Genomic DNA, 14,188 nt, shown 5'->3' on the forward strand with positions numbered 1-14,188 from the left:
AAGCATGGTGACATGTGGAGCTGACAAATACTAATCGATCGAGGACTTAACTAAATTCTATTTTGATGTCGTTCCATTACTCTTATTTAGTTTTTAGGGTATAAGCTTTAAAGGATGTTCGGTTAAGGACGTTCACGTCCTGTGAACAACACCGAACGACCTACATCCTGTAGGCCTGGTAATGATGGCGGAAAGGTCACACCTGTTCCCATACCGAACACAGCAGTTAAGCTTTCCAGCGCCGATGGTAGTTGAGACTTTGTCTCTGCAAGAGTAGGACGNATAGCAAAGGAAACAGATTCAAAGAATCTGTTTCCTTTTTTTATTTGTATAAATGATAAATAAGACGTGACTTCAGAATTGAAATCACGTCTTGCCCAATAAGCTTATTTAAAGTTCATGGTTGAGTTACCCGGCATCATCTTCTGCATAACTTGTCCTAACGACTGGTTTCCACCATTTTTACTCATCGAATAGAACGTTGCAGCTCCAACACCGATTGAAGCGATAAGTGGCAGCCAGAGTTCCTTTCTCATTGGTATCCATCCCTTTCTGTCTAAGCTATTAGACAGTAATATTGTTTACGAAAAAGCGAAAAGGATACAAGGTAGCTATTGGAAACCTGTCAACAGGTTAACTCCAAGCAGCATTCATTCCCGCAATACGTCCGGTGACGAGTGCAGAGGTGATATTATAACCACCAGTATAGCCGTGGATGTCTAAAACCTCTCCGCAGAAAAACAATCGTTCCATAAACTTTGATTGCATTGTACTTGGTACAATTTCTTTAATGGATACACCGCCGCCGGTCACAAAAGCTTTCTCAAGAGGCAATGAGCCGTGTACTTGGAATGTAAACTGTTTAATCTTTTCAGCAAGTTTACGGATTGTGTCTTTTGAAATATTACTTCCGCGAGTTTCTTCATTAATCTCTATTTGTTCAAATAAAAATTGCAAATATCTTTCGGGTACAATTCCCTTTAAGCTATTTTTGATTGCCCGTTTTGGATTTTCATGAATCATTTCAGATAGTTGGGTAATAAGCTCTTCCTGTGATTGGTTTGGTATGGCATCGATTTGCAGGGCTACTGATGGATTTTTCATCAGTTCTTTTACAGCAAATTGGGAACAACGGAGGATTGCTGGTCCGGATACACCAAAGTGGGTAAAAAGCATATCCATTTGATGTGTGATGATCGGCTTTCCTTTTTTGTTCATTACGGAAACAGCCACATCACGTAAGGCAAGTCCTTGAAGAGACCGTTCTTTAATGAACTTTTCATTAGAAGTCAAAGGAACTTCAGTAGGATACAGTTTCGTGATCGTATGACCTGCTTTCTTTGCCCAAGGATATCCATCCCCTGTAGATCCTGTATGGGGAACAGCTTTCCCTCCCACTGCTATTACAATCGACTTTGTCTCATGTCTTTCTCCTTCTTCCGTATATACAGTGTGAACGGCTTCTCCGTAATCTACGGCTTTAACAGGATTGTTCAGTTTAATTTCAACTTGCAGCTTGTGTAATTGTTCAACTAAAGTATTTACTACGGATGCTGCCGAATTCGATACGGGAAACATACGTCCATGATCTTCCTCTTTTAAAGCTACACCAAGATTTTCAAAAAAAGTAATGATATCGTAATTATCGAATATAGAAAAAGCACTATATAAGAACTTTCCATTACCTGGTATATGGCGGATTACTTCATCAGCTGGTAGCCGATTCGTAACGTTACAGCGTCCGCCTCCTGAAATAGCAAGTTTTTTCCCTAATTTTTTTCCTTTTTCGAGTAAGAGGGTACGTGCTCCATGTTCAGCGGCGGAGATTGCAGCCATGAGTCCAGAAGGACCACCACCTATGACAATGACATCATATGTCATCCTGCTTCACTCCTTTCGTTAGTAATCTTACACTTATTAGATGAAAATAAGCAACCTTCGAACGAAATAATTTAAAATGAACCTATTCCATATCTGTTAAGGCTGGTTTGTGGTAAAATAACATAGGTATCCAACTTTAAGAAATACAGGTGAAAATATTGTCGAAATTAGTTAGAGGTTCATTATTACTGACAGCAGCAACTTTCTTATCTAAATTTTTAGGATTAATTTATTTAATCCCTTTTAATGCGCTTGTAGGCACGGAAGGTGGAGCCTTATATAATATCGCTTATGTACCGTATAATATTATGTTAAGTATCGCAACGGTTGGTATTCCACTTGCGATGTCGAAAACGATTTCTAAATATAATGCACTTGGTGATTATGCGACAGGTAGACGTACTTTTAAACATGGTACTTTACTTATGTTTGTCACTGGCTTTATTTCCTTCTTAATCCTTTTCTTAGGTGCAGAGCTATTGGCAAACATCTGGACGGCGGGGAATACTGATCCTTCAAAAGGACCTACGATAGAAGACGTCGTACTCGTAATCCGTGCAGTAAGTTTCGCTTTAATAATTATTCCTTCTATGAGTATCATGAGAGGATTTTTCCAAGGTCATGAATCAATGGGGCCGTCAGCTCTTTCCACTGTAACAGAGCAAATCGTTAGAATAGCATTTGTATTAGTATCTGTCTTTGTAGTAATTGTCATTTTGGACGGAACAATTGCTACTGCAGTTGGATTTGCAACATTTGGGGCATTTGTCGGTGCTGTAGGTTCGTGGGTAATCTTATTATGGTATTGGAAAAAACGAAAACCGCATCTCGACAAACTGCTTGAGAGACAGAGGTACGATAGCGAACGGTCTACGAAAGATATTTTCAAGGAAATGTTCAGTTATGCAGGTCCGTTTATAATAGTTGGTCTTGCTACTTCCCTCTATCAGCTAGTGGATTTGTTTACCTTTCAAAGGGCAATGTTAGCTGCTGGGTATGAGGGAGATTCACTGAGTCTACTAGGTGCAATAAATACGTATGCACACAAGATAGTTATCATCCCAGGAACGCTTGCAACAGGTCTTTCCTTAGCTATTCTTCCTGCATTAACTCGAACATATGCACAGAAGAATATTGAAGAAACACATCAACAAATAAATCAGGCATTGCAAATTGTAATTGTTTTGGTGATTCCTGCCGTTATTGGGATTGTTTGCCTTGCGGATGTGTTTTATGCTTCCCTATACGGTTTAAAGGATATTGAAATAACTGGAGAATTACTTGCTTGGTATGCACCTGTTGGTTTGTTTTTCGCTTTATTCACTGTTTCGGCATCAATGTTGCAGGGAATTAACCAACAAAACTTTACAGTACTAAGCCTTATGGCTGGTTTGCTCGTAAAGATTTTACTTAATAGCCTACTCATTCAATGGTTCGGAGCTAAAGGGCTCATAATCGGTACAGGAATTGCTGTAGTGATTGCTGTAAGCAGCAATCTATTCCGATTAAAGAAATCAGTTGACTTTTCTTTCAGGAAAATTAGAAGGCGCACATTGTTGACACTAATATTTGGTGCGATAATGGCAGTTGTCATTTTTATTGTAAAAGGATTACTTGGCTTATTTATCCCTTATGAGACCTCCCACTTTGGCTCTATAGTTGTATTACTTGCAGGAGTGTTTATAGGCGGCGGAGTTTATCTGTGGCTTGCTTATGTATCAACGCTACTCCACCATGCCTTTGATGGAGAGGTACCGATTGTTGATAAATTGATCCGTAAGCTTCGTAGGTAATGGAGGATTGACATGCGACTGGATAAAATGCTTTCCAATATGGGAATTGGCACGAGAAAAGAAGTTAAAGCTATATTGAAGAAAAAATTAGTTACAGTAAATGAAAATATCGTAAAAGATGGCAGCACACATATTGACCCCGTTAAGGATGAAGTAAAAGTGGATGGGGAAGTAATAACCTATCAAAAACATATTTACTTGATGCTTCATAAGCCTGATGGTGTCTTATCGGCGACTAGAGACTTAAACATGAAAACAGTTATCGATTTGATTGAACCGGCCTATCAGCATTATGAAATCTTTCCTGTAGGAAGGCTTGATAAAGATACAGAGGGTCTCTTGTTGCTGACAAATGACGGGGACTTGGCTCATCAACTGCTATCTCCAAAGAAAAATGTAGAAAAGACATATTATGCACATGTTGAGGGGAAAGTAACTTCAGAAGACGAGGAAAAATTTAAAGTTGGCGTTGATATTGGAGAAGGATATATTACCAAGCCTGCTTCACTGACTATCTTGAAGTCTGGGCCTGTTTCAGAGATCGAGCTTACGATTACAGAAGGAAAGTTCCATCAAGTAAAACGGATGTTTGAGGCAGTCGGGAAAAAAGTAGTCTACTTAAAGCGGATTAGGATGGGTGAATTAATCCTTGACCCAACGCTTCAAAAAGGTGCTTATCGCCCGTTAACGAAAGAAGAATTAGCTTATTGTGAACGAATGAAGCAGAGCTGATCAGGAGGCAGAAAATGAGCCATTATTTTCTTGCAATTCAAATCCCAGAAGCACTACAAGAATTTTATCAATCTTGGCAGTCAGAACTTAGAGATGTATTCCCTTATAAGAAATGGACAGAGAAAGAAGACTTGCATATTACACTTGCCTTTCTAGGTGAAGCAACTGAAAGACAAATTCTCGATATCAAAAGACGGTTGGACACATCAGAACTCACTGATTACTTTACCGTCACATTAGGTAAGCTTGGCACTTTTGGTCGTCCTGATCGACCGCGTGTTCTATATGTAGAGGTTGAGCCAAATGAAAAGCTAAACAACTTACAAAAGCAAATTGTGAAAGTCACTGAATTGGCTGGCTTTAGAAGTGAAAACCGTGCTTATCGTCCACATGTTACACTAGGCAAAAAATGGGGAACTGCTGATAGCTTGCCAAAGGGAATGTTTCATGAATTAGAGTCAAAGTACTCTAGTGAAAAACAACTGGAAGTATCACAAGTAACCTTATTTAAAATCCACCCTCAAAAAACACCTAGTTATGAAGTCGTTGCGATTTTTCCACTTAAATCATAATTGAAAGGTGGTGTTGAAGTGGCTCAGTTAATTAAACTGCAAGATTACATTACAAGGTACGAATGGGATACGTTTCGGTATCCTACACAATATATCCGTTTAAAAAAGGAAAACTGGGACCGCTTATATGAAAAGTGGTCCCAACCTGAAGAAAAATCGTCTGAACAATTCATTCAAGACCAAGAGCAAGAATCCGGTGGTTTGTTATCTAAGCTGAAGGATAAATTACTGAAGAGAAGTGTTTACTCGGAAACGATAATTGAAAGTGTAGAGGAAGAAAATGAACTACCCTCCACAGAAAAGGAATTGAAACAACAGTTTCTTGACCATCTATTAAACTTCCAATTGAAATGGGCAACTTCAACAGTGAACCATCAATCTATCATAGATAAAAAATATAAAGATGATCCTTTATTAAAATATTTGTTACAACGGTTTCCGGATACTTATCTGTTGATGTACCATCCAGTTTTTACAATAAAGCAAGCACCGATCGAGGCAGATATTATTTTTATTTCACCAATAGAGATTGAAATTATTCATTTTGTTGAGTTAGAGGAATCCGCTGTCCTCATGGCGGGGGAAGAACGGACGTGGCATGTGGAAAGCCCGGATGAGAATAGGAAAATATTAAATCCATTAATATCCCTAAAGCGGACAGAAAAAGTAATTAGAAGCATATTATCAGTAAAGGAACTTTCCTTTCCTGTTAAAAAAACAATAATTTCCCGTACCAATCCTATAATGTTCAGTAGCGAGCCTTATCAAACAAGAATAGTGGATAAAATGAGCTTTGATTCGTGGTTCTTAGGAAAGCGACAACTTAACTCTCCTTTGAAAAATGATCAAATCAAGGTTGCAGAAGCTCTACTAGGCTACTGTCAATCCATCTCGATTAGACGCCCGGAATGGGAAGATGTTCCTGAAGAATCACCTCATATAACTGAGGAGATGGAGGAATATTAATGTGGGTGTTTATTGTTAATCCAGCTGCAGGAAATGGCAGAGGGGCAGCAACATTTGAAAGATTGCAAAAGACTTTGGCTTATCAGCAAATGCAAGTACAATATTATTATACAGATTATGAAGGACATGCTGAAGAGATCGCGCACAGTCTAATAACCAATCCGGATGTAACTGCAGTTATTGTTGTCGGCGGGGATGGTACAATCCATGAGGTAATGAACGGATTGGGGCATCATAAGCTTCCGATTGGTTTTATACCTGGGGGATCTGGGAATGACTTTGCACGTGGAGTTGGAATCAAAGGGTGTCCTGAAGAAATCCTGGAAAGCTTGACTCATAGTGAAGAATTGTCGCCGTATTGGCTTGGAACATACAGAATAGACGATAAGAAAGAGAGATATTTCGTTAATAGTATGGGGATAGGTTTTGATGCGGCAACAGCGCACAAAGCTAACCACTCTTCTTATAAAAAACTATTCAACAAACTCCGATTTGGGACGGGTAGTTATGTACTGGCACTTCTACAAGTATTGACCACATTCAAACCAGCTACCCTTGAAATTACTTTGGATGGAGAGAAGAGAATGGTTGAAAATTGTTGGTTGATTTCGGTTGGTAACCATCCTTATTATGGTGGCGGAATGAAAATCATGCCAAATGCTGCCATCCAACCTGATAAGTTTTCCGTCTTACTTGTCCATTCGTTACCAAAGTGGAAGGTTCTTGCTTTATTTTTAACTGTATTTGCAGGTAAACATGAAAAAATTAGAGGTGTTGAACTACTGGAAGCGAGTTACCTAACCGTAACCTCTAATATTCCAATACATATACAGATTGATGGACAGACAACAACCTGTATGAAGTCGGAGATCAAGAAAGGTGATGATTCGGTATCGGTCATCCCTTCTAAATAGAAAAATTGAATATACATAGTTGTAATTTTTGCCGTTTGTATTTAAAATGGTATATTGAATGTTAAATGTGAAAGATGGGGAAACTTCATGAATGAATGGCTTGAAAAAGCAGTAGGAAAAGGCTGGACGCTAACCCCAGCTGGCGGCCTTACTGGTGATGCCTATATTGCGCGAAAAGACAATCGAAAATTATTTATAAAACGGAATTCCTCGCCTTTTCTTGCGGTCCTGTCTGCGGTAGGTATTGTCCCAAAATTAATTTGGACAAAGCGGATGGAGAATGGTGATGTTATTACTGCCCAAGAGTGGCTTGAAGGTAGAGAATTGACACCAGAGGATATGAAAAGCAGGCAAATTACGGATCTATTAAAAAAGATCCATCAATCACCAGAATTATTGCATATGCTGATGCGACTAGGAAAAAAGCCAGTTACGTCCGATGAACGTTTGGATGAAATTCATAGCCGTTTACAAAAACTGAATCTTATTGAAAGATATAAGGATATAGAAGTTGCATTAAGTTATTTAAACAAGCTCTTGCCGGTCACACGCAACCAACAGCTTGTTGTTTGTCATTGTGATTTGAACCATAATAATTTGTTGATGTCCGATTCGGGTGAGATTTTCTTAGTTGATTGGGATAATGCGACTATTGCCGATCCAGCCACTGATTTTGGTTCACTATTGAAATGGTATATTCCACAGGAAGAGTGGAGTGAGTGGCTTGAGAAATATGGCATTATCCGTCACGAGTACCTATATGAAAGAATGTACTGGTATCTATTATTAGATGCACTTGATTATATTAGCTGGCACTTGAAAAGAAAAGAATTCGATAAAGTAAATGAAAGATTAGCGACGTTAAAGGAATTGAATCGTCATATGACAAATTTTGTCAGTTAATCAGAAGGAAGGATAAAGAAATGCGTCAACGTTATAAACCATGGGCTGATGATTTTTTAAATGAGCATCAGGACCTAATCATACAGAATCCCGCAGAACATAAAGGAAAGTGGCAAAAATTATTTTCAAAAGAACAGCCCCTGCATCTTGAAATAGGGACAGGTAAGGGTCAATTTATTGTAGGGATGGCTAAGCAGCATCCAGATATTAATTTCATAGGAATGGAAGTAGCAAAAAGTATTGTAGTAACTGCTGGAGAGAAGATGTTGGAAGCTGAGCTGGATAACCTCTTACTAATTCATGCGGATGCCAGCCATTTATTGGACTATTTCGAGACCGATGAGATTTCAACACTCTACTTGAACTTTTCAGACCCATGGCCGAAGAATCGTCATGAGAAGCGCAGATTGACTTATTCAAGCTTTTTGAAGCAATATCAGGAAGTGTTGCATTCAGAGGGGGAACTTATATTTAAAACAGATAATCGCGGCCTTTTTGAGTATTCTTTATGTAGTTTTTCTGCCTATGGCATGTTACTTAAAGAAGTGAGTCTTGATTTACACAAGGATGAAGATCCACTTAATATCATGACAGAATATGAAGAGAAGTTCTCTGCAAAGGGACAACCAATATACCGTTGCAAAGCTTTATTCCAGAAGTAATACCCAGTATCAATACTGGGTATTACTTTTTTTATCATCTTTGTCAGGATATATTTCTTTACTGATTTCCGCTTGCAATTTCATTGTTGGAAATGGAATAATGGTTGCTAATCTCCTCGGTAATACCCTTTTCTTCATATAGATATGGAATATGCTTTCACAGGCAGTGAGTACATAAGCTATGAACAATGATGTTAAAACAAGGGTTGTTGTTTGCCCGAGAAAAATCCCTGATAACAGCCATACACTGAGAAATAATAATCCGAAGTCCACCATGGCAGCGGCGAGTTTTCCTAAAACAGGCAGTAAAAGTATATCAACAGTCACATACGTAATTCCGGTTATGATAAGTGAAGTCATGATCATCTGACTCAGTGTGCTTGAATCAAAATAAGCCAAAAATAATATAATTATAGACGTGGTAAACAGGAATTTAATACTAAGTGCTTTCGTATGCTTCAATGTTAAAACCCCTTACTTTAGTAAAATATATTTATAGTATCTATGGATATAGCCGATTTTATACGTGTAATAATGTTTTATTAAAAAAAGTGCTTGACTTGCCTTGTACATCTTTGGCATAATAGGTCTAGTAAAATAATTAGTTGCCTTTAAGTCAGTCCTGTGAGGCTGGCAAGGTGATGCGGATCGGATTGTCTTATTGGGCAGTCCATAGTATAGTGGTGTGCAACCATTTACTAATATAATTCTGCACCTTGCTGAACATAAAGGCAGGGTGTTTTTTTGTGCAATTTTGGCATGTAAAACACCCGACCAAGAAATACTTCATAAAGAGCGAGGAGAGAAAAGATGAAACATCGAGAAATTGGCGTTGATGAACGCTTACCATTATTACAAAGTTTTCCATTAAGTTTACAGCACTTATTCGCAATGTTTGGTTCCACCGTACTTGTACCAATCTTATTTGGAGTCGATCCTGCAACGGTCTTATTAATGAATGGTATTGGAACATTATTATATATTTTCATCACAAAAGGAAAAATTCCTGCTTATTTAGGTTCAAGTTTTGCATTTATTTCACCAGTAACCGTTGTATTGACACAAGGTGGAGGTTACGGTGCAGCACTTGGCGGATTCTTTGTTGTCGGTTTAGTTCTAGTTCTTGTAGGACTCATCGTTAAATTTGCCGGAACAAATTGGATTAATGTGATATTCCCACCGGCTGCCATGGGTGCGATTGTTGCTGTAATTGGTCTTGAATTGGTTCCAGTAGCCGCTGATATGGCTGGATTAATTGCTGCACCTGATACACCTAGAGATACTACTGCGATAACAGTTTCGCTATTGACACTAGGTGCAACTATTGTTTACTGGGTTACCATGCGAGGTTTTTTAAAGATTATCCCTATTTTATTGGGAATTGTGACAGGGTACGTTATTGCAACGATTTACGGCATTGTTGACTATACTGCGGTAAAAGAAGCTGCTTGGATTCAAATGCCGACCTACTATCAAATCGAATTTAATTGGTCTGATATTTTAATCATTCTTCCTGCAGCGCTAGTGTTGATACCTGAACATATCGGTCACTTGGTTGTAACCGGGAATATTGTAAATAAAGATTTGGTCAAAGAGCCAGGATTGGACCGTTCATTATTCGGTAATGGTATTTCAACTATGATTTCCAGTTTCTTCGGTTCAACACCAAATACAACATACGGTGAAAATATTGGTGTACTGGCAATTACGAAAGTTTATTCTACATGGGTGATCGGTGGAGCAGCTTTAATAGCAGTCATTCTTTCCTTCTGTGGAAAACTTGCAGCGCTAATCTCCTCCATTCCTACTCCAGTTATGGGAGGAATATCCCTATTGCTCTTTGGAATTATTGCAGTTAGTGGTCTTCGTATGTTAGTTGAAGCGAAAATTGACTATAGCAACTCACAAAATGTCATCTTGACATGTGTGGTATTAGGAATTGGAGTTAGTGGAGCAAGTTTGGATATCGGTACAGTTGGACTTACTGGTATGGGGCTTGCAACAGTGGTTGCAATTGTCGTGAGTTTATTCTTTAAACTTCTTGATATCTTAAAATTATCAAATGAATAGTAGAAAGAGCATCTTGTCTGCATTGCAGATAAGATGCTCTTTTCAATTCTTCAGAAGTTTTTCCTTCGATAATGATATATGATATAATTAAACAAAATTATCATTCTTTTTGAAAATGTATGTTAATACATAGGGGGATTGTCTTATGACGGTAAAAACAACGGATGATATCATTACATTAACGGAAAAATATGGTGCAGAGAATTACCATCCACTGCCTATTGTTATTTCCGAGGCTGAAGGAGTTTGGGTAACGGATCCAGAAGGAAACAAGTATATGGATATGCTTAGTGCCTATTCAGCATTAAACCAAGGACATCGACACCCAAAGATTATTCAAGCTTTAAAGGACCAGGCAGACAAAGTGACGCTGACTTCCCGAGCGTTCCATAATGATATATTGGGAAAGTGGACAGAAAGGGTAGCCAAACTAACGGGCAAAGATAAAGTATTACCGATGAACACCGGTGTTGAAGCAGTAGAAACTGCAATTAAAGCTGCACGCCGCTGGGCTTATGAGGTAAAAGGTGTAGCAGCTGATTCTGCAGAGGTCATTGCAGCAGATGGAAATTTCCATGGCCGTTCGATTAATTCCATATCATTATCTACAGACGAGACTGCGACGAAAAACTTTGGGCCATTCGTTCCTGGTATTATAAAAGTTCCCTTTGGCGATGCAGAAGAGATTCGCAAGGCAATTACTCCGAATACAGCAGCAGTGATAGTAGAGCCGATTCAAGGAGAAGCTGGTATTATTATACCTCCTGAAGGGTATTTACGAGAAATACGGCAGATTTGTGATGAGAATCAAGTATTGTTTGTTGCTGATGAAGTACAGACTGGATTAGCTCGTACCGGAAAGATGTTTGCCTGTGAATGGGAATCGATCGAACCAGATATTTATGTGATGGGTAAGGCTCTTGGAGGTGGTGTCATACCAGTCTCTGCAATTGCAGCCAACAAAGAAATAATGGATGTATTCACACCTGGTTCACATGGATCGACCTTTGGTGGCAATCCTTTAGCGTGTGCTGTTTCCATTGCAGCTATTGATGTTATTGAGGAAGAAAAATTGGTGGAAAAATCACAGCAACTTGGCGAGTATTTTGCAGAAGGTCTTAGAAAAATAAATAATTCTGACTTAGTAGAAGTTCGTGCCCGTGGTCTTTTCATAGGTGTGGAATTTAACCATCCTGTTAGAGAGTTTTGTGAAAAACTGAAATTAGAAGGAGTCCTCTGTAAAGAGACCCATGAGAATACAATTCGTTTTGCTCCACCACTCATCATCACAAAAGAGAACTTGGACTGGGCATTAGAGCGAATCTATAACGTGTTAAATAAATTGTAGAAAAAGGTAACGGAACATATACCACAGTTTTCTGACTGTGGTATTTTTTTATCCTATGACATGTAAATTGACAGTTTAATAGATTTAATGCAAATTATAAGAAAGATACATATTTTTTGGCAGGAGGAGTATACATGAAAAAAATATCGATTATTGGGATGCCGATGGATTTAGGGCAACTGAGACGTGGTGTAGATATGGGTCCAAGTGCCATTCGCTATGCCGACATCGTCGAGCGTCTTGAAAATAACGGTTTCCATGTAGATGATTTAGGTGATGTTCAAATTGGAAGAGATCGTTTGGAGACTGATCCACAAACGGGAATAAGGAACTTGACAGCTGTTGTAAAATCAAGTGAACAATTAATGGCAAAAGTCGAAGGGGTGATGAAGGCGAATTCATTTCCATTGATACTTGGTGGCGATCACAGTATTGCAATTGGAACATTAGCGGGTGTTACTAAATTTCGGAAGCGGTTAGGGGTTATTTGGTTTGATGCCCATGGGGATTTAAATACACCTGAAACATCGCCTTCTGGAAATATCCATGGAATGCCACTAGCCGCATCAATCGGATTAGGTGAAAAGAAGCTTACAGATATAGGTGGATTCACTCCAAAGGTTGAACCGGAAAATGTAGTGATCATTGGAGCGCGTTCATTAGATGAAGGTGAAAAGAACCTAATCAAAGAAAAAGGAATTAAAGTTTATACGATGCATGAAATCGATCGTGTTGGCATGTCATCGATAATTGAGGAGACCATTGCTTATTTTAGAAACAATGGAGTGGATGGGGTGCACCTATCATTTGATCTGGACGGTTTAGACCCTCTATATGCGCCTGGAGTTGGTACCCCAGTTGCAGGTGGTGTCACAACCCGAGAGGCACATTTGGCAATGGAATTATTAGCAGAATCACAGATGATCACTTCTGCTGAGTTTGTGGAAGTCAATCCGATTTTGGATGAACGGAATAAGACAGGACAACTGGCGGTTGATTTGGTCGGTTCATTGTTTGGTGAGCGAATCTTATAAATTATAGGCACAACCGAATTACTATTGACATAACATAGAGGGAAAGGGATAATCAGCTGCTACTGCTTGTTATTTTTCCCTATGTTTGTTATAGTAGGGTAACAATTAAATATCTCTTATTTCTTATAATAAGATAGAGGTTGCAAAGACCATCAGTACTTATGGGGAGGATGAATGAGATCCGTCGAACCATAAGGAAAGGGGAATTTGCCGAAGCAGAAGGAAACTCACTCTTCCCGATGCTGGGTCTATGTCGAAAAGATATAGATCTGTCATATAGGTAACTATATGGTGCGCTATCAGGCAGAAAGAACTAAAATGTTCAACAAGCAATAGCGGCCCACCGTTATTGCTTTTTATTTTGACTAGATATGAAAAGAAAGGGTTGTGAGTGACATGAATTTTGGAAGATTACTAACAGCGATGGTGACACCATTTGATGAACAAGGAGAAATCGACTATTCCAGAACTTCAGCTTTAATTGAACATTTAATAGCTACTGGTACGGATGGCTTAGTAGTAGCGGGTACTACCGGTGAATCGCCAACCTTAACGAGTAAGGAGAAAGTGGACTTATTCAATGTTGTTGTAAAAGAAGTAGATGGCAGGATTCCGGTACTCGCAGGAACGGGTTCAAACAACACAAGAGAAACAATTGAATTAACGAAAGAGGCAGAACAAGTTGGTGTAGACGGTATTATGCTCGTGACCCCTTATTATAATAAACCTTCGCAGCAGGGTTTATATGAACATTTTAGCCAAATTGCAGCAAGTACTGCATTGCCCATTATGCTCTACAATATCCCAGGGAGAACATCTGTCAATATGACACCGGAAACAATCATTCGTTTAGCTGAAATTGAAAATATTGTATCCGTCAAGGAAGCAAGCGGAGATCTTGATGCAGCAGCAGAAATCATTCAAAAAACTGCGGATGACTTCAGTGTGTATAGCGGAGATGACGGCATGACGGTTCCAATGCTTGCAATCGGTGGAATGGGAGTAGTATCTGTTGCAGCCCATGTTATTGGTAATGAAATGAGGAGTATGATAAATAGCTTTTTAGCTGGTGAAAATGAACAAGCGGCAAAGCAGCATCGACGTATTCTACCGGTAATAGATGTCTTGTTCCAAGCACCTAGTCCTGCCCCTGTCAAGTCAGCATTGAATGAGGCGGGAATAGAGGTAGGCGGTGTACGTTTGCCATTAGTTGAGTTAACGGTAGACGAAAAGCAAAATCTAACTAATGTGATGGAAGAATTCAAGTCGGCAAATTGATTCTTTTAATAACAACTTCAGCCACGTATATATAT

General features: G+C 39.0%; 14 protein-coding genes, 1 rRNA gene and 1 riboswitch. Of the genes, 12 read left to right on the top strand and 3 right to left on the bottom strand.

Translation table 11 applies throughout. The annotated features are described in order from the left end of the window. Window positions 1-174 precede the first annotated feature (174 nt). Window positions 175-292: ribosomal RNA gene (rrf, locus tag ACFSBH_RS04125) — 5S ribosomal RNA — on the top strand. 94 nt (window positions 293-386) lie between these two features. On the opposite strand, the gene ACFSBH_RS04130 is transcribed toward rrf, so the two are convergent. Both ACFSBH_RS04130 and ACFSBH_RS04135 read right to left on the bottom strand, forming a co-directional pair. After that, on the bottom strand, window positions 387-536 hold the full coding sequence (locus tag ACFSBH_RS04130) for a hypothetical protein (RefSeq protein WP_251517661.1): 150 nt from the start codon (window positions 534-536) through the stop codon (window positions 387-389). Between the two features lie 97 nt (window positions 537-633). Then, the gene (locus ACFSBH_RS04135; RefSeq protein ID WP_251517664.1) at window positions 634-1,881 is read right to left on the bottom strand and encodes a BaiN/RdsA family NAD(P)/FAD-dependent oxidoreductase; all 1,248 of its coding nucleotides are present in this window, start codon (window positions 1,879-1,881) and stop codon (window positions 634-636) included. A 158-nt stretch (window positions 1,882-2,039) separates the two neighbouring features. On the opposite strand from ACFSBH_RS04135, the gene ACFSBH_RS04140 reads away from it, so the two are divergent. The 7 genes from ACFSBH_RS04140 (at window position 2,040) to trmB (ending at window position 8,423) form a co-directional block, all read left to right on the top strand. Next, on the top strand, window positions 2,040-3,674 hold the full coding sequence (locus tag ACFSBH_RS04140; RefSeq protein WP_379596165.1) for a putative polysaccharide biosynthesis protein: 1,635 nt from the start codon (window positions 2,040-2,042) through the stop codon (window positions 3,672-3,674). Window positions 3,675-3,686: 12 nt separating this feature from the next. After that, window positions 3,687-4,406, top strand: a complete 720-nt coding sequence (locus ACFSBH_RS04145; RefSeq protein ID WP_251517670.1) for a pseudouridine synthase — start codon at window positions 3,687-3,689, stop codon at window positions 4,404-4,406. Window positions 4,407-4,420: 14 nt separating this feature from the next. Then, window positions 4,421-4,978, top strand: coding sequence for an RNA 2',3'-cyclic phosphodiesterase (gene thpR / locus ACFSBH_RS04150; RefSeq protein ID WP_251517672.1), 558 nt, complete (start codon window positions 4,421-4,423; stop codon window positions 4,976-4,978). 18 nt (window positions 4,979-4,996) lie between these two features. Then, window positions 4,997-5,944, top strand: a complete 948-nt coding sequence (locus tag ACFSBH_RS04155; protein ID WP_379596168.1) for an NERD domain-containing protein — start codon at window positions 4,997-4,999, stop codon at window positions 5,942-5,944. Continuing rightward, window positions 5,944-6,858: a diacylglycerol/lipid kinase family protein gene (locus tag ACFSBH_RS04160; protein WP_379596170.1), complete on the top strand. Its 915-nt coding sequence runs from the start codon at window positions 5,944-5,946 to the stop codon at window positions 6,856-6,858. The genes ACFSBH_RS04155 and ACFSBH_RS04160 overlap by 1 nt, the downstream gene beginning before the upstream one ends. 87 nt (window positions 6,859-6,945) lie before the next feature. Further along, the gene (locus tag ACFSBH_RS04165) at window positions 6,946-7,761 is read left to right on the top strand and encodes a phosphotransferase (RefSeq protein ID WP_379596172.1); all 816 of its coding nucleotides are present in this window, start codon (window positions 6,946-6,948) and stop codon (window positions 7,759-7,761) included. Window positions 7,762-7,781: 20 nt separating this feature from the next. Continuing rightward, entirely contained in the window at window positions 7,782-8,423 is a 642-nt protein-coding gene (gene trmB / locus ACFSBH_RS04170) for a tRNA (guanosine(46)-N7)-methyltransferase TrmB (RefSeq protein ID WP_251517685.1), read from the top strand. A 9-nt stretch (window positions 8,424-8,432) separates the two neighbouring features. Here the strand turns inward: trmB and ACFSBH_RS04175 are convergent, their stop codons facing one another. After that, a complete protein-coding gene (locus ACFSBH_RS04175; RefSeq protein ID WP_379596174.1) occupies window positions 8,433-8,885 on the bottom strand; it encodes a YndM family protein in 453 nt (150 codons plus the stop codon). A 348-nt stretch (window positions 8,886-9,233) separates the two neighbouring features. Between ACFSBH_RS04175 and uraA the strand changes: the two genes are divergently transcribed. The 4 genes from uraA to dapA all read left to right on the top strand — a co-directional run bounded on the left by uraA (window position 9,234) and on the right by dapA (window position 14,153). Next, complete coding sequence (uraA, locus tag ACFSBH_RS04180; RefSeq protein WP_379596176.1) at window positions 9,234-10,493, top strand: uracil permease; 1,260 nt, start codon at window positions 9,234-9,236, stop codon at window positions 10,491-10,493. Window positions 10,494-10,638: 145 nt separating this feature from the next. Continuing rightward, the gene (locus tag ACFSBH_RS04185; RefSeq protein WP_379596178.1) at window positions 10,639-11,841 is read left to right on the top strand and encodes an ornithine--oxo-acid transaminase; all 1,203 of its coding nucleotides are present in this window, start codon (window positions 10,639-10,641) and stop codon (window positions 11,839-11,841) included. A gap of 134 nt (window positions 11,842-11,975) precedes the next feature. Beyond that, window positions 11,976-12,875, top strand: a complete 900-nt coding sequence (rocF, locus tag ACFSBH_RS04190) for an arginase (RefSeq protein ID WP_251512437.1) — start codon at window positions 11,976-11,978, stop codon at window positions 12,873-12,875. A gap of 126 nt (window positions 12,876-13,001) precedes the next feature. After that, a riboswitch (Lysine riboswitch) is annotated at window positions 13,002-13,182 on the top strand. Between the two features lie 89 nt (window positions 13,183-13,271). Further along, entirely contained in the window at window positions 13,272-14,153 is an 882-nt protein-coding gene (gene dapA, locus ACFSBH_RS04195; RefSeq protein ID WP_251512439.1) for a 4-hydroxy-tetrahydrodipicolinate synthase, read from the top strand. Window positions 14,154-14,188 lie beyond the last annotated feature (35 nt).

This window comes from Oceanobacillus luteolus (genome assembly GCF_042678205.1).
Classification (GTDB): domain Bacteria; phylum Bacillota; class Bacilli; order Bacillales; family Amphibacillaceae; genus Oceanobacillus; species Oceanobacillus luteolus.